The organism is Citreimonas salinaria, assembly GCF_900107235.1.
GTDB classification, from domain to species: domain Bacteria; phylum Pseudomonadota; class Alphaproteobacteria; order Rhodobacterales; family Rhodobacteraceae; genus Citreimonas; species Citreimonas salinaria.
This window is the reverse complement of record NZ_FNPF01000001.1, coordinates 256,632-276,589: the sequence shown is the minus strand read 5'-3', so window position 1 is coordinate 276,589 and position 19,958 is coordinate 256,632. Positions and strand designations below refer to the sequence as shown.

The 19,958-nt window shown below is 68.4% G+C and carries 18 protein-coding genes and 1 riboswitch; of the genes, 13 read left to right on the top strand and 5 right to left on the bottom strand.

The window, feature by feature from the left end; translation table 11 throughout:
- Positions 1-37: 37 nt before the first annotated feature.
- From BLW27_RS01295 to BLW27_RS01285, 3 genes are read right to left on the bottom strand one after another with little or no spacing between them, the layout of a single operon-like run.
- Positions 38-427, bottom strand: coding sequence for a metallopeptidase family protein (locus BLW27_RS01295; protein ID WP_089878016.1), 390 nt, complete (start codon positions 425-427; stop codon positions 38-40).
- Positions 424-966, bottom strand: coding sequence for an RNA 2',3'-cyclic phosphodiesterase (thpR, locus tag BLW27_RS01290; RefSeq protein ID WP_089878014.1), 543 nt, complete (start codon positions 964-966; stop codon positions 424-426). Before thpR ends, BLW27_RS01295 begins: the two co-directional genes overlap by 4 nt.
- Positions 967-1,908 carry a 1-phosphofructokinase family hexose kinase gene (locus BLW27_RS01285; protein ID WP_089878011.1) on the bottom strand — a complete coding sequence of 314 codons (942 nt, stop codon included), beginning with the start codon at positions 1,906-1,908 and terminating at the stop codon, positions 967-969.
- 110 nt (positions 1,909-2,018) lie between these two features.
- Between BLW27_RS01285 and gltX the strand changes: the two genes are divergently transcribed.
- A complete protein-coding gene (gene gltX, locus BLW27_RS01280) occupies positions 2,019-3,344 on the top strand; it encodes a glutamate--tRNA ligase (protein ID WP_089878009.1) in 1,326 nt (441 codons plus the stop codon).
- On the opposite strand, the gene BLW27_RS01275 is transcribed toward gltX, so the two are convergent.
- Positions 3,325-3,912, bottom strand: coding sequence for a gamma-glutamylcyclotransferase family protein (locus tag BLW27_RS01275; protein WP_089878706.1), 588 nt, complete (start codon positions 3,910-3,912; stop codon positions 3,325-3,327). The two genes, gltX and BLW27_RS01275, sit on opposite strands and share 20 nt — an antisense overlap.
- Positions 3,913-4,006: 94 nt before the next feature.
- A riboswitch (glycine riboswitch) is annotated at positions 4,007-4,105 on the top strand.
- Positions 4,106-4,247: 142 nt separating this feature from the next.
- On the opposite strand from BLW27_RS01275, the gene gcvT reads away from it, so the two are divergent.
- The 3 genes from gcvT to BLW27_RS21900 all read left to right on the top strand — a co-directional run bounded on the left by gcvT (position 4,248) and on the right by BLW27_RS21900 (position 6,132).
- Positions 4,248-5,375, top strand: coding sequence for a glycine cleavage system aminomethyltransferase GcvT (gene gcvT, locus BLW27_RS01270; RefSeq protein WP_089878006.1), 1,128 nt, complete (start codon positions 4,248-4,250; stop codon positions 5,373-5,375).
- 31 nt (positions 5,376-5,406) lie between these two features.
- The gene (gcvH, locus tag BLW27_RS01265) at positions 5,407-5,772 is read left to right on the top strand and encodes a glycine cleavage system protein GcvH (protein WP_089878003.1); all 366 of its coding nucleotides are present in this window, start codon (positions 5,407-5,409) and stop codon (positions 5,770-5,772) included.
- Positions 5,773-5,976: 204 nt separating this feature from the next.
- Positions 5,977-6,132, top strand: coding sequence for a DUF4334 domain-containing protein (locus BLW27_RS21900; protein ID WP_143042190.1), 156 nt, complete (start codon positions 5,977-5,979; stop codon positions 6,130-6,132).
- Positions 6,133-6,198: 66 nt separating this feature from the next.
- Here the strand turns inward: BLW27_RS21900 and BLW27_RS01260 are convergent, their stop codons facing one another.
- Entirely contained in the window at positions 6,199-6,933 is a 735-nt protein-coding gene (locus BLW27_RS01260) for a GntR family transcriptional regulator (protein WP_245710732.1), read from the bottom strand.
- 69 nt (positions 6,934-7,002) lie between these two features.
- Between BLW27_RS01260 and uxuA the strand changes: the two genes are divergently transcribed.
- The 9 genes from uxuA (at position 7,003) to gcvP (ending at position 19,882) form a co-directional block, all read left to right on the top strand.
- Complete coding sequence (gene uxuA / locus BLW27_RS01255; protein WP_089878000.1) at positions 7,003-8,217, top strand: mannonate dehydratase; 1,215 nt, start codon at positions 7,003-7,005, stop codon at positions 8,215-8,217.
- Positions 8,214-9,683 (top strand): mannitol dehydrogenase family protein, encoded by a 1,470-nt coding sequence (locus BLW27_RS01250; protein ID WP_089877998.1) that lies wholly within the window; start codon positions 8,214-8,216, stop codon positions 9,681-9,683. Before uxuA ends, BLW27_RS01250 begins: the two co-directional genes overlap by 4 nt.
- Entirely contained in the window at positions 9,680-11,827 is a 2,148-nt protein-coding gene (locus tag BLW27_RS01245) for a PfkB family carbohydrate kinase (protein ID WP_089877995.1), read from the top strand. Before BLW27_RS01250 ends, BLW27_RS01245 begins: the two co-directional genes overlap by 4 nt.
- Entirely contained in the window at positions 11,824-12,804 is a 981-nt protein-coding gene (locus BLW27_RS01240; RefSeq protein WP_089877992.1) for a C4-dicarboxylate TRAP transporter substrate-binding protein, read from the top strand. Before BLW27_RS01245 ends, BLW27_RS01240 begins: the two co-directional genes overlap by 4 nt.
- A 66-nt stretch (positions 12,805-12,870) precedes the next feature.
- Entirely contained in the window at positions 12,871-13,389 is a 519-nt protein-coding gene (locus BLW27_RS01235; RefSeq protein ID WP_089877989.1) for a TRAP transporter small permease, read from the top strand.
- Complete coding sequence (locus tag BLW27_RS01230; RefSeq protein WP_089877987.1) at positions 13,386-14,672, top strand: TRAP transporter large permease; 1,287 nt, start codon at positions 13,386-13,388, stop codon at positions 14,670-14,672. The genes BLW27_RS01235 and BLW27_RS01230 overlap by 4 nt, the downstream gene beginning before the upstream one ends.
- A 5-nt stretch (positions 14,673-14,677) precedes the next feature.
- Positions 14,678-16,072 (top strand): glucuronate isomerase, encoded by a 1,395-nt coding sequence (gene uxaC, locus BLW27_RS01225; protein WP_089877983.1) that lies wholly within the window; start codon positions 14,678-14,680, stop codon positions 16,070-16,072.
- A 56-nt stretch (positions 16,073-16,128) separates the two neighbouring features.
- Entirely contained in the window at positions 16,129-16,608 is a 480-nt protein-coding gene (locus BLW27_RS22055; RefSeq protein ID WP_089877980.1) for a recombinase family protein, read from the top strand.
- 427 nt (positions 16,609-17,035) lie between these two features.
- Positions 17,036-19,882 (top strand): aminomethyl-transferring glycine dehydrogenase, encoded by a 2,847-nt coding sequence (gene gcvP, locus BLW27_RS01215; RefSeq protein WP_089877977.1) that lies wholly within the window; start codon positions 17,036-17,038, stop codon positions 19,880-19,882.
- Positions 19,883-19,958: the final 76 nt, after the last annotated feature.

Below are 19,958 nucleotides of genomic sequence, written 5' to 3'. Positions count from 1 at the left end.
CTGCCCTTTGGCCTTTCGCCACTTCGTGGAACGGTGCTCACTCCCACCAGCGGTCGATCGTGGCGATGTCGTCGTCGGACCAGCCGAAATGATGGGCGAATTCGTGCACCGTCACATGCGCCACCAGGTCGAACAGTTCGACGTCGCCGCGGTCGCGCCACTCGGCCAGGATGGGCTTGCGGAACAGCCAGACCGTGTCGGGGTAGGGCGCCGGATCGGCCAAGGACTTCTCGGTCATCGGGATTCCGTCGTACATCCCCGTCAGCTCCAGCGGATCGTCCATGCCCAGTTCGCGCAGCACCGCGTCGTCGGGCCAGTCCTCGACCCGCAGCAGCACGCCCGCCGCCGCCTTGGCAAAGGGTTCCGGGAAGGCGTAGATGGCGGCCTGAGCCATCGCGTGGAACGCCGCCGCGTCGGTCCTGGTCATGCGCCTGGCGCCCCCTCGTCCAGCGGGCAGGTCAGCAACGGCTCGTGGATCGCGCCGTCGGGGTGCAGCACGGACGAGAACAGCACCACCCGGTCCAGCAGGTACGGCCCCAGCCGCACGCCCAGCAGCGCCTGAAGGCAGCCCGAGGCATCGGCCCGCCCCGGCAACCGCGTCAGCGTCACGTGCGGACGAAAGCGGCGCCGCTCGGGCGCCAGACCGGCGCCGCGCAACCGGCCGCGCAGGCGGTCGTGCAGCTCGAACAGCGGCGCGCCGGCATCCGCCTCGAGTGCCACGGCCTGTCCGTGCCGGCCGCCATAGATCGCCGGCCCGGTCAGCCCGGTGGTGACCGCGGGCGCGCGGAACCCGTCCAGCGCGTCGTGCGCGGCCTCGACCTGCGTGTCGTCGCACTCGCCCAGGAAAGCCAGCGTCAGGTGGATGTTGTCCGGATCGACCATGCGTCCCTTGGGCATCCGGGCCTGCAGCGCGCCTATGGCGTCCAGCGCCTCGTCGGGCAGGGGCAGCGCGATGAACAGCCGCATCTACAGCGCCGTGATCACGCAGCGCGGCAGGAAGGCGTTGAAGTCCTCGCGCCGGCACAACTCGGTCCCCGGCGTGACCACCGCGGCCGAGGCCGCCGCAGCCCCGTGCCGCAGCGCCTGGTCCGGCGTCTCGCCCGCCGCCAGCGCCATCACCATGCCGCCCACGAAGCTGTCGCCCGCGCCCACGGCGCTGACCACCGGCTCCTTCGCCGCCGTCACGTGGCAGCGTCCGTCGGGCCCGGCCATCACGTTGCCGTCGGCACCGCGCGCGATCACCACGGTTTCGGCGGCACCGCCGACGCGCAGCCGCTCGGCGAAATCCGCCGTGTCGGTGCGGGTGGCCAGCGGGTGACCCGCCAGCGCCTCGGCCTCGGCCCCGTCCATGCGCAGGACGCAGGGCGCGGGCGGCGTGCCGGCGGCAAGCTCGACCAGTGCGGGGCCGGAGGTATCGACGACGACGCGGCGGCCCTTGCCCAGCGCGCGCACGAACTCGGTGACGAACCCGGCCGGCGCGCCGGGCGGCTGGCTGCCCGAGATCACGACATAGGCGTCCGGGGCGGCGATCTCGTCGACGCGGCCGACCGCGGCGCCCAGCGTGCCCTCGTCCCAATCCGGCCCCGGCAGGACGAACCGGTATTGCTCACCCTCGGCGTCGGTGACGGCAAGGCTGAAGCGCGTCTCGCCCGGCGACAGGATGGGCACGAAGTCCAGCCCCTCTTCCGCCAGAAGCGTGCCCAGCCGCTCGCCCGTCGGGCCGCCCAGCGAGACCAGAGCGCGCGACGTGCCGCCCAGCTTGGCGATGGCGCGGCTGACGTTGACGCCGCCGCCGCCCGGATGCGCCTCGGGCTCGCTCAGCCGCAGCTTGGGCCCGGCGACCACCCGGTCGGTATGGGCGCCAAGGTCCAGCGCGGGGTTCAGCGTCAATGTCACGATCTGCGTCATCTGGCCTCCTGTCCGGGTCGGGCGGTATCCGGGGGCGATCCTGCCACCTGCGTGTCATATGGACAACGCGCTCGCCATGTGAAAGGACCAGCGCCGTCAAGGAGGCCCCGATGACCGTCACCCGCTTCGCCCCGTCGCCCACCGGCCTGATCCACGTCGGCAACCTGCGCACGGCGCTGTTCAACCACCTGATCGCCCGCAAGGCCGGAGGCACCTTCATCCTGCGCATCGACGACACCGATCCCGAGCGCAGCAAGGAGGAATACGTCGACCAGATCAAGCGCGACCTGGAATGGCTGGGCCTGACCTGGGACCGGGTAGAGCGTCAGTCCGAGCGGCTGGACCGCTACGCCGAGGCTGCCGATCGCTTGCGCGAGATGGGCCGCTTCTACGAGGCGTTCGAAACCCCGACCGAACTGGACCTCAAGCGCAAGAAGCAGCTCAACATGGGCAAGCCGCCGGTCTACGACCGCGCCGCCCTGTCGCTGTCGGACGACGAGAAGGCGAAGCTGCGGGCCGAGCGCGGCGACGGCGTCTGGCGCTTCAAGCTCGAGAACGAGCGCATCGCGTGGGACGACGGTATCCTCGGCCCGATCTCGATCGACGCGGCCAGCCTCAGCGACCCGGTGCTGATCCGCGCGGACGGGCAGGTGCTCTACACGCTGGCCTCGGTCGTGGACGACATGGAAATGGGCGTGACCCACGTGGTGCGCGGCAACGACCACGTCACCAACACCGCCACGCAGATCCAGATCATCCGCGCGCTGGGGGGAGAGCCGCCCGCCTTCGCGCACCATTCGCTGCTGACCGGGCCGGCCGGTGAATCGCTGTCCAAGCGGCTGGGCACCCTGTCGCTGAAGGACCTGCGCGAGCAGGGAGTCGAGCCCGAGGCGCTCCTGTCGCTGATGGCGCGCCTGGGATCGAGCCAGCCGGTCGAGCTGCGCATGACGCTGGACGAGATCGCCGAGGGCTTCGCGCTGGAACAGTTCGGCTCGGCTCCGACCAAGTTCGACGTGAAGGACCTGTACCCGCTGACCGCGCGCAAGCTTCACGCGCTGCCGCTCGAGGCCGTGGCCGGCGACATCGCGGCGCTGGGCGTGCCGAATGATAAGGCCGCCCTGTTCTGGGACGTCACGCGCGAGAACATCACCACCCGCCATGACCTGGCCGGCTGGTGGACGCTGTTCCGCGACGGGGCCAAACCGGTGGTGGACGACGAGGACCGCGAGTTCGTCGCGGACGCCTTCGCCATGCTGGGCGAACCGCCCTACGACACCGAGACCTGGGCCAACTGGACCGCGCAGGTCAAGGAGGCCACGGGCCGCAAGGGCAAGGGCCTGTTCATGCCGCTGCGCAAGGCCGTGACCGGCATGGAGCGCGGCCCCGAGATGGCGCACGTCATGCCGCTGCTTCAGGTCAAGCCCGGCGCGCGCTAGGCCTTTCGGTCAGCACGCGGCAGCCCAGCCGCGCCAGTCCCTCGTCGACCAGCGCCCGCTCGTCCCCCGTCAGCGTCTGCGCGCGCGGGTAGAGCGGCGCGTCGCGGTCGTTCAGGATCGGCGTCTCCCACCCGGCGGTCGTGTCGAAGAAGCCGCGCGCTCCTTCGGCGCCGTACTCGGCGGCGAACCCCTGGATGACCACGTCGAGGTAGCTCAACAGGATCGGGTGCTCGGTGCTGGACGGCAGGCGGTGCTCTTCCGCGATCGAGTAGACGGCGATGCGCGACACCTCGCCCGCCTCGTGGACGACCTGCGCCGTCGCGTCGTGGCGGCCATAGCCTTCCTCGCGCGCGTCCAGCGCGGCCCAGTCGTCGTTCGGCACCGGCGCGATCAGGCCCAGCGTCTCGGCGCCCGCGTCGGGAATCGCCGTCAGGAACGCCTGTGGCCGGCTGACGGTGGCGCACCAGGCGCGGCGCCAGCCGGTGACCCGGGCGCGGTGGCAGGGGGTGAAGACGTGCGTCCGCCGGTTCACCAGAGATCCGTAGCCGAAGAAATAAGGGTGCTTCATGCGCGGCATGAAGGCCCGAAACGCCCCCCTTGTCAAAGGCGTGTCGCGTCTTCCGCGACGCTTGAAAGCGGAAACACGATGGTCTAGCGTCCCGTCAACCGCGATGGGAGAACCGGCAGGGCCGATGGTCCGACCCGGTGCCGAAGGAGCAACCGCCCCGGAAACTCTCAGGCCCAAGGACCGTCGCGGTTCGAAGACTCTGGAGAGAGCCCGGCCCGGCCGGGACGCCGAAGGGATAACGATCTCAGGCGACGGGACAGAGGGGGCATGACGCGCGGACGTGTTTCGCGCACGCATGCCCGGACCGCTAGGCCGGGACAGAACCGGAGGGGCGCATGGCCGAGGTCGACGAGCTTCAACACACCGTCCTGAACGGGCTGCACCGCGCGCTGGGCGCCAAGATGGTGCCATTCGCCGGCTACGAGATGCCGGTGCAGTATCCGCTGGGTGTGATGAAGGAACACCTGCACACCCGCGACGCTGCCGGCCTGTTCGACGTCAGCCACATGGGCCAGGTGGTGCTGCGCGGCGACGGCGTGGCCGAGGCGCTGGAAAGCCTGGTGCCGGTCGACGTGGTGGGCCTGCCCGAGGGGCGCCAGCGTTACGCCTTCTTCACCAACGACGACGGCGGGATCGAGGACGACCTGATGATCGCCAACCGCGGCGATCACCTGTTCCTGGTGGTCAATGCCGCCCGCAAGGATGCCGACCTCGCGCGCCTGCGCGCCGCGCTCGAGCCGCGCGGGATCACGGTCGAGCTGCTGGAGGACCGCGCGCTTCTGGCGCTGCAGGGCCCGCAGGCCGAGACTGTTCTGGCCGACCATAACCCCGACGTCGCCGAAATGCGCTTCATGGACGTCACGACGCTGCCGCTGGGCGGCGCGGAATGCTGGATCTCGCGCTCGGGCTACACCGGCGAGGACGGCTTCGAGATCTCCATGCCCGCCGCCGCGGCCGAGGATCTGGCCCGCGCGCTTCTGGCCGACGAGAGGGTCGAGGCGATCGGCCTCGGCGCGCGCGACAGCCTGCGGCTGGAGGCCGGGCTGTGCCTTTACGGCCACGACATCGACGGCGGGACCACGCCCGCCGCGGCGCGGCTGGGCTGGGCGATCCAGAAGGTGCGCCGCAGGGACGGCGACCGCGAAGGCGGCTTCCCCGGCGCCGACCTGGTGCTGTCGGAACTCGAGAACGGCGCGGCGATGGCCCGTGTCGGCCTGCGCCCTGATGGCCGCGCCCCCATGCGCGAGGGCACCCCGCTGTTCGAGGCAGAGGAGTCCGATACCCCGGTGGGCGAGGTGACCTCGGGCGGGTTCGGGCCGACCGTCGGCGCGCCGGTCGCGATGGGCTACGTGCCCGCGACGCTGGCCACGGCAGACACGCGACTTTGGGGCGAGGTGCGCGGCAGGCGCCTGCCGGTGACGGTGGCGAAGCTGCCTTTCGTCGCCCCCGGCTTCAAACGCTGAGATTCATACGGCGATCTGACAGGAGACAGGCATGAAATTCACCGAGGAACACGAATGGCTGGACGCGGGCGACGACAACGTCGTCACCGTCGGCATCACCGCCCACGCGGCCGAGCAGCTGGGCGACGTGGTGTTCGTCGAGCTGCCCGAGGTCGGCACCGAGGTCGTCAAGGACGACGAGATCGTGGTGATCGAGTCGGTCAAGGCGGCGTCGGACATCCTAGCCCCGGTCGACGGCGAGATCGTCGAGGTCAACGACGCCATCGTCGACGAACCGTCCAAGGTCAACGAGGACCCCGAGGGCGATGCCTGGTTCTTCCGCATCAAGGTCGAGGACCTGTCGGTGCTCGACGACCTGATGGACGAGGCTGCCTACAAGAAGTTCATCGGCGACTGAGGCAAGGGGGCTCTGCCTTACCGCTGAATGCAGCGGGTTCCCGGGCCGGCGGAATACCTTGATCCATCGAACTATGTGCATGACTGGTCTGAAGGGCGCTGCACGGGGCTGCGCCAGTCTTGGCCGACTGTGCCGCGTGCGTCTGGGCACCGTACGCCATGGCAACCTTGACCGGGGCGAGACAAAGTCCTGCCTTTTGTGTCCATGAAATCGACGGGGCGCGCTTTGGCGCGCGTCGAGTTGCGCGGCTGCCTTGAGTCCCCGATGGCCTACGACAGGCAGCCGATCGTGCACCATTTCCGGCGGATCGAAAGTGACCGCGCGCTGGGGCTGACGCAGGTGCGCGCGATGGCGCCCTGATTGTTCCTGCTGACGGCCGAGGAATGACGCCCTTGACGGCAAACCGGGTGTCGGCGCCCGGTCGGGTCAATCCGGCAGCGGATCGAAGCAGTGCGGCAGCATCTCGGCCACCTTTCTGAGGTCGTCGAGCACGCCGCGCAGGTGTACGCGGACCGAGGCTTCGGCCGCGTCCTCGTCGCCTGCGGCGACGGCATCGACGATGGCCTGGTGCTGGAGGACGAGGTGGTCCAGCGGGAACTCCTCGGCCGTCAGGTAGCGCACGCGGTCCATGTGCATCTTGAGCGGCTGGATATGTGCCCAGACGCCGGACCGGTCGGCCGCGGCGGCAAGGGTTTGATGGAAAAGCTCGTCGAGTTCGACGAAGACTGCGCCGCCCTGCGTCACGCGCTGCGACTGCGTCCGAAGCTGGGCCTGCAGCGTCTCGATCCATCCCGGATCGGCCGCGCGCGCGGCGAGCCGCGCGATGTCGGCCTCGACCGCCTCGCGGACGAACTGGGACTGCGCCACTTCGTGCAGGTTTATCTTGCACACATAGGTGCCGCGTTGCGGCCGGATCTCGACCAGGCGCTCGGCCGCGAGCTTGATGAACGCCTCGCGCACCGGCTGTCGCGACATGCCGTAGGCGGTTGCGATCTCCTTCTCGGAGAGCCGGGTGCCGGGGGGCAGCGCGCCGGTCACGATCCGCAGACGCAGATCGGCGATCAGCTGAGCGCCGATGGGTGCGGTCGCCTCGATGACGGCAAGCTTGTCCATGGCGGGGTAATAGCGCCGTGCCGAGCGCTTCACAACTGCGGCGTCCAAATAAATATACTACCATACTTGTCACCAGTCGATCGTTTCTCTACCCATGTGCCGAGTGGAGGAGGAATCATGCGGCAGACGTGGCGTTGGTTTGGTCCCGGCGACGGGGTCGGCATCGAGGACATGCTTCAGGCCGGGGTCGAGGGGGTGGTATCCGCCCTTCATCACGTGCCGACCGGCGCGGTCTGGATGCCCGAGGCCATCCGACAGCGGCAGGATGAAATCGGCGCGCGGCGTGACGGAACAGCGTCGGGACTGGCCTGGGAGGTCGTAGAAAGCCTGCCGGTCTCCGAGGACATCAAGAAGCAGACCGGCGCGTATCGTGCACATTACGAAACCTATCGCGAAAGCCTGCGCAACCTCGCCGCCGCGGGCCTCGAGGTCGTGTGCTACAATTTCATGCCGGTGCTCGACTGGACCCGCACCGACCTGGCCTGGCGTGCACACCATAACGGCACGGCCATGCGGTTTGATCTGGTCGATTTCGCCGCGTTCGACATCCATATCCTGAAGCGCCGGGGCGCGGCCGAGTCCTTTCCCGAGGACGTTCGCGAGTCGGCAAAGCGGCGCTTTGCCGAGATGAGCGAGGCGCGCAAAGCTCAGCTGATGGAAAACGTCGTCTTCGGCCTTCCCGGCGCTGCCGAACATCTCAGCATGGACGATGTGCGCTTGCACCTCGAAGAATACGCACAGCTTTCCGCCGAGACCCTGAGGAAGCACCTCGTCGATTTCCTGTCCGAGGTGGCCCCCGAGGCCGAGCGACTTGGCATGCGGCTGTGCTGCCACCCGGACGACCCGCCGTTTCCGCTGCTGGGCCTGCCGCGCGTCGTGTCGACGGAAGCGGATTACCGGGCGTTCCTCGACGCCGTCGATCTGCCCGCGAACGGCGTGGCGCTGTGCTCGGGCTCGCTGGGCGTGCGGGCCGACAACGATCTGCCCGGCATGATGGCGCGCCTGGGCGACCGGGTGCATTTCCTGCACCTGCGGAACGTCAGGCGCGAAACCGAAGGCATGCCCTGCTCCTTCCACGAATCCGAGCACCTTGCCGGAGAGACCGACATGGTCGCACTGGTCAAGGCTGCCCTGGACGAGGAAGCCCGGCGACGCAAGGCGGGCCGGAGCGACGTCTCGATCCCGTTCCGGCCCGATCACGGGCAGGACATCCTCGACGATCTCACCCGCAAGGCGCAGCCGGGTTACCCGGCGATCGGACGCCTCAAGGGGTTGGCCGAACTGCGCGGCGTGATCGCAGCGCTCTCCCATCCCGTCGCGGCGCCGGCATGACGCGGCTGGGCGCAAATCATCTTCGCCATCTGCCCGACGGCGTGAGACCGGACTATGCACTCGCGTCGCAAGGCATCGGCATTCTGCACATCGGCCTCGGTGCCTTCCACCGCGCCCACCAGGCGGCCTATACCGACGCGGCCCTTGCCGTCCAAGGCGGCGACTGGCGGATCGTGGCGGTCAGCCTGCGCTCGACCGCCACGGTGGACGCGCTGAACGCGCAGGACGGGCTTTTCACCCTGATCGAGCGCGGGGCCGACGGCGACCGCGCTCGTGTCATCGGGTCGATTGCCGACGCGGTCGCGGCGGCGCGCGAAACCGAAGCCGTGTCGGCGCGCATCGCGCGGCCCGAGATCCGGATCGTCAGCCTGACCGTGACCGAGAAGGCCTACGGCATCGACCGCGCGGCGCTGGACATCGACCCTGACCATCCTGCCGTCGCCGCCGACCTCGCGCGGCCCGACGCGCCGCAAGGGGTCATCGGTCTGCTCGTCGACGGATTGCGGCGGCGCCGCGACGCCGGGCTCGAACCGCCCGCGATCCTGTGCTGCGACAATCTTCCGGACAACGGCGCGTTGCTGCGCGCGGGCGTGCTTGGCTTCGCCCGGCACGTGGATCCTGCGCTTGCCGACTGGATCGACGACAACGTCGTTTTCCCCTCGTCCATGGTCGACCGCATCACGCCGGCCGCGACCGAGGAGACCGTGCAACTCGCCCACCGGCTGACCGGTTACGAGGACGCGGCGGCGATCGAAACCGAACCGTTCAGCCAGTGGGTGATCGAAGACCGGTTCCCGCTGGGCCGACCGGCCTGGGAGGCTGGCGGCGCGATATTCGTCGAAGATGTGCAGCCCTACGAGCGCATGAAGCTGCGGATGCTCAACGGTGCGCATTCCCTGATCGCCTATGCCGGATTCCTCGCAGGGCACGCGTTCGTGCGCGATGCGATGGCCGACCGGGCGCTCGCGTCCTTGGTCGATCGGCACATGCGCGCGGCGGCAAGGACTGTCGGTGCGCTGGAAGGGATCGACCTGGACGCCTATCGGCAGGCGCTGGTCGTGCGTTTCGCCAATCCGGCGATCGCGCACCAGACCCACCAGATCGCGATGGACGGGACGGAAAAGCTTCCGCTGCGCATACTCGCCCCGGCGCAAGAGGCACTGGCCTCGGGCGACGATCCCGCCCCCTACGCATTCGCGGTGGCGGCCTGGATGCGCTATGTCCTTGGCCGGGACGAGCGCGGCGACCCGTATGACCTGCGCGATCCGCGGTCCGGGGTTCTGACGCGGGCGATTGCCGGGACAGACGGTTCCGCTGCCGAAATCGTGCAGGCCCTAAACGCGCTGCCGCAGCTCTTCCCGGCGGAGCTGCGGAACAGCGCGACTTTCCGCGGCCAGGTCGAAACACGGCTTGCAACGTTGCTGTCCGACGGGATGCGCGCCGCGATCGCGAAGGAGGCGACATGAGCCGCCTTGTCGCGATCGGCGAAGTGATGATCGAGCTTTCGGGCGGTATCGACGATCATTGGCGCTCGGGCGTGGCCGGGGACACGTTCAACACGCTCTGGTATGCCCGCCTCGGGCTGGACCCGGCCCGGGACGAGGTCGCGTACTTCACCGCGCTGGGGACAGACAGCCAGTCGGACAGGATCGTCGGCACGCTGTCCCGGGCCGGGATCGGGACATCGACCATCCGCCGGATCGAAGGCTGCCTTCCCGGCCTCTACATGATCGAGAAGCGCGACGGCGATCGCGCCTTCCTGTACTGGCGCGGCCAGTCGGCGGCCCGCGCGCTGGCCGACGATCGGCCGTCGCTGTCGCAGGCGCTGCATGGCGCGGACATGATCTATCTCAGCGGGATCACCCTGGCGATCCTGTCGCCCCCCGCACGACAGCGGCTGCTGGATGCACTGGATGCGGCGCGCGAGGCTGGCGCCATCATCGCCTTCGATCCCAACATCCGGCCCGCGCTGTGGAACGACGCCGATGAAATCCGGCACGTCCTGACGGACATGGCCGCCCACGCAGACATCGTGCTTCCAAGCTTCGAAGACGAGATGCGGGTCTTCGGCGACGCAAGTCCCGCGGACACGATCGCGCGTTACCTGAAAGCGGGCGCCGGCGAGGTCGCGGTCAAGAACGCCGAACGGCCGGTGACACTGTCCTCGCACGAGGAGGTCGCGGTCATCGCGGCGCGGTCGATCGTGGACGCGACGGGCGCAGGCGACAGCTTCAATGGCGGCTACATCGCGGCCCGGCTGAAGGGCCAGCCGCCGGTCGAGGCGGCGCGTGCCGGAATCGCGATTGCCGAGAAGGTCATCGCGGCGCCCGGTGCGATCCATGACCTGCCCGGCACCGAACGCTGGTGCGACGACTCGCCCGCGTCCGGGGTGCAAGCCGCATCGCGTTTCGCGACCGCGCGCATTCCGGCTTGGCTTGCCTTGGCGCTACCGCCCGGCGGCGAGGGGCCGACGCCGGTCCTGGAAGCGCTGGGGGAAAGCGGCCCACGAACGACGCTTACGCAGTGCCGGGTGGCGTTCACGCTGGCACATCTTCATACCGCCACGGGTCGGGCGGATCTTCTGGCCGCGGCGGAGCGCGTTCACGGTTTCGTTGCGGCGCACCTGCGCGACGCCGACGGTGGGTACCGTTTCTCGGTCGCGCCCGATGGCACTGCGCTCGAGGATCCGGCAAGCCACCTGCGGCGCAGCTATGACCAGAGCTTTGCGCTTCTGGCCCTCGCGGCGCTCTTCCGGACCGGTTCCAGTCAGGTGACCGAAGCCGACCTCGAGGCGCTCTGGACCTTCGTCGATACGCAGCTGGTGGACCCTGAAACCGGCGCCCTGTGGGAAGATGACCGGGGTGCCGAAGGGTCCGAGATCCGCGCGCAGAACCCCCAGATGCACATGCTCGAGGCGCTTCTCGAAGCGCATGCCGCTACCGGACGTGAAGTCTGGCTCGATCGGGCGCGCCCGATCGTAAGGGTTGCACGAGAGCATCTGATCGATTCCTCGACCGGCGCGGTCCGCGAATTCGTGGGATCTGATCTGAAACCGCTGGATGGCCCGTTAGGTGCCCGGCGCGAGCCCGGCCACCAGTTCGAGTGGGCCTGGCTGCTGCGGCGCTACGGCGCGGCCGCCAGGGACAAGGCGGCGGCAGCGGATGCGCGGCGCATGGTGGAATTCGCCGAGGCGCGCGGCATGCGGCACGAAGGTCCGCTGACAGGCGCGCCTTACGACGCGGTCGACGCCGCAGGCCACGTGACCGAGGCGACGCATCTGCTTTGGCCATTGACCGAGGCAGGCAAGGTCTACGCCCAGATGTCGCTCAACGAAGGCGACGCGGCCGCGGCCGCCAAGGCACGCCGGATCGCCGGCACGATTTTCGGGCGGTACTTCGCGCCGATGGACACGCCCCGCTGGGTGAACCGTCTGGACGGCGACGGCCGCGTGGTCTGGGACACGGCGCTCAGCCGCCTTCTCTACCACGTCGCCCTTTTTGTCACGGAGGGCGGCCGCGCCGGCCTCTGGAGGCTCGACGGGAGCGACTCCCTGCCACGGAACGAGCAGGGCGGCATCCCACCACACTTCACCAAGGAGGAGAAAACATGAGACACCTGATAACCAAGGGCGCACTGGCTGCAGTCGCCACCTTCGCCGCGTCGCAGGCGCTGGCGCAGGAGTACGAGCTGGCGCTGTCGACGTCGCAACCGCTGACCGATCCGCTGGTGATCGCCATGCAGGAAGCCGAAGAGCGCATCGAAGAGCGCACCGACGGGCGGCTGGCCGTCACGATTTACCCGAGTTCGCAGCTGGGCGAGGACAACGACGTCCTCGAACAGATCCGCAACGGTGCGCCCATCGCGGTGCTCGTGGATGCCGGTCGCCTTGCACCCTTCCAGCAAGAGCTGGGCATCCTGTCGGCGCCCTATCTGGTGGACGACTATACCGGCTACGCCCAGGTCACGTCTTCGCCGGTTTACCAGGAATGGGTCGAAGACCTTGCGGATTCGTCGGATCTGCGCCTGCTGAACTACAACTGGTTCCAGGGCACGCGCCAGATGTTCACCAACAAGCTGATCGAGACGCCCGAAGATCTGAACGGTGTTCGCGTGCGTACCATCGACGCCCCCGGCTGGATCGCCACCGTCGACGCGATGGGCGCCACGCCTGCGCCGATGGCCTGGTCCGAGGTCTATTCCGCACTCCAGCTTGGCGCGATCGACGGGGCCGAGGCGCAGCTGACGGGCGCCCAAGGCATCAACCTGCACGAGGTGACCACGAACGTGGCCTTCACCAACCACATCCAGCTCTTCACCGGCCTGGTGACGTCGGAGGCGTGGTACCAGTCGCTGCCCGAGGACCTGCGCACCGTGCTCGACGAAGAGCTGAAGCGCGCCGGCGATGCCGCGACCGAGGCGACCGTCGCGAAGCTCGGCGAGGTGCAGGCCGACATGGAAGCGGCGGGCGTCGCGTTCAACGAGGTCGACATGGAGCCCTTCAAGGAAGCCGTCGCAGGCGTGTATGAAACCCTGGGCCTCACCGAGGCGCGCGAGGCGCTCCAGCCGCATCTGGGCCAGAACGAGTAACGCAGCGCACCCGGCCCCCGAACCCCGGGGGCCGGGGCATCACCCTGACGTGGAAAGGATGAACGCGTGCTCTGGAGGATCTTCGACCGAGCCGAACAGGCTCTCGCGTTGCTGGCACTTCTCGGCCTGGTCGTGGCGGTTCTGGTCGCCGGCATCGGCCGAAGCCTCGGGGCACCGGTCACGGCCGCTCCGAGCTACGCGCAGCTGGCGCTCATCTGGGCCTGTCTGCTTGGGGCCGACGTCGCCGCGCGCGACGGCCAGCACATCCGCGTCGGCGCGCTTTTCGACGCCTTGCCGGAACGCGTGCGCGCAGCACTGTCGCTTTTCTCTCTTGCCTTGATCCTGCCGTTTCTCGGCCTCGTCGCGTGGCACGGCTGGTTTCTCGCCACCAGCAACTGGGAACGCGAACTGGGCGCTTCGGGCCTTTCCTATGGCCTCGTGACGCTGGCAGTGCCCGTCGGGGCCGTGCTGCTTGCGATCAGCATGGTGCGCCGTCTGCGGCGGGCCGGCGCCTTGGGCCTGTTCGATCACCTCGCCGGGCCGGACCGCAACGCCGACGATATTGCCAAGGAGGAAATCCTTTGATTTCCACCCTCATCCTCATCCTGGCCCTGCTGCTGATTGCCATCGGGATGCCCGTGGCCTTCGCCATCGGGATCGCCGGTGCATCGTATTTCCTGCTGCCCTCCACGTTCCTGCCCGATTCCACGGCGGTGCAGCGCATCGTCGCGGTCAGTCAGTCCTTTCCGCTGCTCGCGGTTCCGCTGTTCATCCTGCTGGGCAATCTCATGAACGGCTCGGGCATCACCGAGCGGCTGATCCGTCTCGCCACGACGCTGGCGGGATGGATGCGCGGCGGGCTGGCCCAATCGTCGATCCTGCTCAGCGCCATGATGGGCGGCGTCTCGGGCTCGGCAGTCGCCGACGCGGCCATGCAGGCGCGCGTGCTGGGCGTTCCGATGGCCGACAAGGGTTACGCGCCGGGCTTCGTGGGCGCATTGCTGGCCATCGGCGGGCTCATAACCGCGACGATCCCGCCCAGCCTGGGGCTCATTCTCTATGGCTATCTCGGCGAGGTGTCGATCGGACGGCTGTTCATCGCCGGGATCGTGCCCGGCGTGCTGCTGACGATCGCGCTGATGACGGCGACCCGCATCGTGGCCGTGCGCCGCGGCTACGTCCCCGAGATGGACCGCCGGCCGACGCTGCGCGAAGTCGGGCGCGACTTCGTGTCGGGCTTCTGGGCCATAATGTTTCCCGTCTGGCTGCTGGTCGGCATCCGGTTCGGCGTCTTCACGCCGTCCGAAGCCGGCGCCTTCGCCGTGCTCTATACGCTGATCGTGGGCATGCTGATCTACCGCGAGCTCACCCCGCGCCGCGTGCTCGAGGCATTCCAGCAGACGCTGAACGACATCGGAATGATCATGTTGATCATCCTTTTCTCGGGCACGTTCGGCTATGTCATCACGTTCGAGCGGGTGCCGCAGGACATCGCCGAGTTCGCGCTGACGGCGATTACGAACCCGACGGTGCTGCTGTTCGTGGTCTCGGGCTTTCTTCTGGTCCTCGGAATGCTCATCGAGGCGACGGTCCTGGTGATGCTGCTGACGCCTATCCTTGTGCCGGTCATCACCGCGGCGGGCATCGATCCGGTGCACTTCGGGCTGGTGATGATGACGCTGGTGACCTTCGGCGGGATGACCCCGCCGGTCGGCGTGTCGATGTTCACCGTCTGCGGCATCCTGCGCTGCTCGTATCGCGACTACACGATTGAGGCGATGCCCTTCATCGCGGCCGTCCTGCTGACGGTCGTGGTCATGATCCTGTTTCCGCAGATCGTGCTCTTCCTGCCCAACTGGCTGATGTGAGGCCCATGTCCCTTCTGCACCCCGACCGCCTGTTCCCCGTAGACACCCGCGGGCGCGACCTGGCCCGCGACCTGTTCGCCACGATCAAGGACCTGCCCATCGTGTCGCCGCACGGGCATACCGACCCGCGCTGGTGGGGCGAGAACGAGACTTTTTCCGACCCCTCCTCGCTGCTCTTCACGCCGGACCACTACCTGACGCGGATGCTGACCAGCCAGGGCGTTTCTTTCGCGGCGATGGGTATCGGGCCGGACGCCGAACCCGACCCCCGCAGGATCTGGAAGACCTTCGCGGACCATTACTATCTCTTCGCCGGAACGCCCTCGCGGATGTGGGTGGACCAGGCCCTTGAGGATGTATTCGGCGTGTCCGAGCGGCTTTCCCCGAAGACCGCGAACGACGCCTACGACGCCATCGCCGAGAAACTGCCGCAGCCGGAATTCCGCCCGCGCGCGCTCTACGAGCGGTTCGGGATTTCGGCCATCGCCACGACGGACAGCGCGCTCGACGACCTGCGCTGGCACCGCAAGGCGCTAGAGGACAATTGGCAGGGACGCGTTCTGCCCACCTACAGGCCCGATGCGGTGATCGACCCCGATGCGCCCGGTTTCGCACGCAACCTCGACCGGCTGGGCGAACTCACCAACTGCGACACCGGTCGCTGGCAGGGGTACCTCGACGCCCACCGCGCGCGCCGCGCGTTCTTCATCGAAATGGGGGCGACGGCAAGCGATCATGGCCATCCGACACCGCGCACCGCCGACCTGAGCGCGGCGGACGCCGAGACGCTGTTCGACCGCATTCGCGCCGGACGGCCGGAATCCGGCGACGCCGAATTGTTCCGTGCGCAGATGCTGACAGAGATGGCGCGCATGTCTGTCGAGGATGGATTGGTCCTGCAGATCCACGCGGGCTCGTCGCGCAGCCATTCGGACGAGGTGCGCGAAGCCTTCGGGACCGACCGCGGCTTCGACATCCCCGTCCCCGTCTCGTTCACCGAGGCGCTCCGCCCGCTTCTGAACGCCGTCGGTCTGGACCCGCGGTTGACGGTGGTGCTGTATACGCTCGACGAGTCCACCTACACGCGCGAGCTTGCGCCGCTATGCGGTGTCTGGCCCTGCCTGCTGCTCGGCCCGCCGTGGTGGTTCCACGACAGCTACGAGGGGATGCGCCGGTACCGCGCCGGCGTCACCGAAACGGCGGGCTTCTGGAACCTCGCCGGGTTCAACGACGACACGCGGGCGCTGTGCTCGATCCCGGCCCGGCACGATGTCGCGCGGCGGGTCGATTGCGCCTACCTTGCCGATCTCGTGACCACGCATCGCCTGGACGAGGCCGAGGCCTTCGCCATCGCGCCGTTGCTCGCCAACGGGCTGGCGGAACGTGCGTTTCGTCTGTGATCTGCACCTTTTGGTGCGCCGGAAACCGGGGACGGACGCTCTGGTGAGCGAACACTTTGAAGGGCGCTTTCCGGCCCGGTGCTGACTACGACAGCCACGGCCACCGTTCGCGCGGGCGCCTGCATACCAGCGCCTTCGGCTACCGGAGCCGCGAAAGCGAAACCGGGCTCACCCGCGAGATCAATCCGGACGAGGCGGGCGTGGTGCTCAGGATCTTTTGCGAAACCGCCGAGCGACGCTCGGTCCCCCCGATCGCAAGGGGACTGAACGAAGGCCGTCTCCCGGCTCCCAAGGATGCCTCCACCATCCGAGGCAACCGCAACCGGCAGGAGCGCATCCTGAACAACCGCCTCTACCTCGGGCCGAAACCGACCCGATCGAGCAGCGCGTGGCAGCCCTGGAGGCGCAGCTGGCGGCTAGGGACCGTCTGCCGCCGGACATACCGGCAATCTTCGAGGCCGCGCTCGAGTTCCTCGAGACGCTCCTTGCGGACCCGGAACTCGTCGCGCAGGCCAGCGAAGAACTTGCGACCCTGATCCGAAGCATCACCCTCATACCGAACCCCCCGTCCGAAGACGGCCTGTCTGACAAGAATTCAATGGATCCCGGCAGTCCGCGTTCCAGTGTAGGACTTCCCGTGCAGGAGAAGCGGCCCTTACGCGCGCCAACCAGATCGTCGGTGGATCCTTGGCGCATTCCAAGCCCACTGGGGAACCTGCGCAATGCGTGACGGACCACGGCGCACGAGGGCCGGTCCCGGACGATCCGACGGCACTCCGCTGGCGCGTTGACAGCCGGCGAACCAACCAACTAAACCGAAACGACAAACAACCGCCGGACAAGGGATTTGCCCCCGGGCCGAAAGGCGACAGCGAGGGAGCAGGGGGCTCTGTCCCCGGCCCGTGCCGGGCCTCCCCGGGATGTTTCAGGACAGAAGAAGCACGCGACGCGAGGAATGACGGCATGGCCTATCAGCCCATCGACTACCTGCCCTACGATTTCGCCAACCGGCGGCACATCGGCCCGTCGCCAGACGAGATGGCCGGGATGCTGCGCGCCCTCGGCGTTGACAGCCTCGACGAGTTGATCGACCGGACGGTGCCCGCCTCGATCCGGCAGGCCGAACCGCTGGATTTCGGCAAGCCGCTGTCCGAGCGCGAGCTGCTGCACCGCATGAAGGAGGTCGCGCAGAAGAACACGCCGATGACCTCGCTTATCGGGCAGGGCTATCACGGGACGGTCACACCGCCCGCGATCCAGCGCAACATCTTCGAGAACCCCGCCTGGTACACCGCCTACACGCCCTACCAGCCCGAGATCAGCCAGGGCCGGCTCGAGGCGCTGCTGAACTACCAGACGATGGTCTGCGACCTGACGGGGCTGGAAATCGCCAACGCCTCGCTGCTGGACGAGGCGACGGCGTGTGCCGAGGCGATGACCATGGCGCAACGCGTGGCCAAGTCGAAGGCCAGGGCGTTCTTCGTCGACGAGAACTGCCACCCCCAGAACATCGCCGTGATGAAGACCCGCGCCGAGCCGCTGGGGATAGAGGTGATCGTCGGCAACTCCGACGCGCTGGAAGCGGGCGCCGTCTTCGGCGCGATCTTCCAGTATCCCGGCACCCACGGCCATGTCCGCGACTTCACCGGCCAGATCGAGGCGCTGCACGATGCCGACGCCGTGGGCATCGTCGCCGCCGACCCGATGGCGCTGTGCCTGCTCAAGGAACCCGGCGCGATGGGCGCCGACATGGCCGTCGGCAGCACGCAACGCTTCGGGGTACCGCAGGGCTACGGCGGCCCGCACGCCGCCTACATGGCCTGCCGCGAGGATTACAAGCGGTCCATGCCCGGCCGTATCGTCGGCGTGTCGATCGACAGCCACGGCAACAAGGCCTACCGCCTTGCGCTCCAGACCCGTGAACAGCACATCCGGCGCGAGAAGGCGACCAGCAACGTCTGCACCGCGCAGGCGCTTCTGGCGGTCATGGCCGGATTCTACGCGGTGTTCCACGGGCCCAAGGGCCTGCGCGCCATCGCGCAGCGCATCCACCGCAAGACCGCGCGGCTGGCGCGCGGGCTGGAAGAGGCCGGCTTTGCCATCGAGCCGCAGGAGTTCTTCGACACGATCACCGTCGACGTCGGCCTGCTGCAGCGCGGGGTGCTTCAGGCCGCCGTGCAGGAGGGCGTGAACCTGCGCCGCGTCGGCCGGACGAAGGTCGGCATCACGCTCGACGAGCGCACCCGCCCCGAAACCATCGAAGCCGTCTGGCGCGCCTTCGGCATCGACCGGACCGACGACCGCACCGCCGACTACCGCCTGCCCGAGACGCTGATCCGCCAAAGCGAGTACCTGCAGCACGACGTGTTCCACATGAACCGCGCCGAGACTGAGATGATGCGCTACATGCGCCGGCTGGCCGATCGGGACCTCGCGCTCGACCGGGCGATGATCCCGCTGGGATCGTGCACGATGAAGCTCAACTCGGCCGCCGAGATGATGCCCGTCAGTTGGCCCGAATTCGCCCACGTGCACCCCTACGCCCCGGCCAACCAGGTGCAGGGCTACACGCAGATGATCGACGACCTGAACGCCAAGCTCTGCGCGATCACCGGCTACGACGCGATCTCGATGCAGCCCAATTCCGGCGCGCAGGGCGAATATGCCGGCCTGCTGACCATCCGCAACTGGCAGATCGCGCGGGGCGAGGGCGCGCGCGACATCTGCCTGATCCCGGTCAACGCGCACGGCACCAATCCTGCCAGCGCGCAGATGGTCGGCTGGAAGGTCGTGGCGGTGAAGTGCGACAGCAACGGCTCGATCGACATCGACGACTTCCGCGCCAAGGCGGAAAAGCACTCGGACCGGCTGGCCGCCTGCATGATCACCTATCCCAGCACGCACGGCGTGTTCGAGGAGACGGTGAAAGAGATTTGCGCCATCACCCACGACCACGGCGGGCAGGTCTATATCGACGGCGCGAACATGAACGCGATGGTCGGCCTGTCGCGCCCCGGCGACCTCGGCGGCGACGTCAGCCACCTCAACCTGCACAAGACGTTCTGCATCCCGCATGGCGGCGGCGGGCCCGGCATGGGGCCGATCGGCGTCAAGGCGCACCTGACCGAGCATCTTCCCGGCGATCCGCAGGGCACGGACGGTCCGGGGCCGGTCTCGGCCGCGCCGTTCGGCTCGCCCTCGCTGCTGCCGATCTCGTGGGGCTACGTCCTGATGATGGGCGGCGCCGGGCTGACCCAGGCGACGCGCGTTGCGATCCTGAACGCCAACTACATCGCCCACCGGCTCGAAGGGGCGTACCACGTACTCTACCGCGGGCATGACGGCTTCGTGGCGCACGAATGCATCCTCGACACGCGCCCGTTCGAGAAATCGGCCGGCATCACGGTCGAGGATATCGCCAAGCGCCTCGTCGATTGCGGCTTCCACGCGCCCACGATGAGTTGGCCGGTGTCGGGCACCCTGATGATCGAGCCGACCGAGTCCGAGACCAAGGCCGAACTCGACCGCTTCTGCGACGCCATGCTGGCCATACGCGAGGAGATTCGCGCCATCGAGGAGGGCCGGATGGACCGCGAGGACAACCCGCTGAAACACGCGCCGCACACGATGGAGGACCTCGTCCGGGACTGGGACCGCCCCTATTCGCGCGAGCAGGGCTGCTTCCCGCCGGGCGCCTTCCGGGTCGACAAGTACTGGCCGCCGGTCAACCGCGTCGACAACGTCTACGGCGACCGGAACCTGATCTGCACCTGTCCGCCGATGAGCGAATACGCCGACGCAGCCGAGTGAATCCCTAACGGTTCGTGAATCCGTCTCTGTAACGCATTGATTTCGCTATGGCGCAGGGGTGTCCCATCGTGGGACA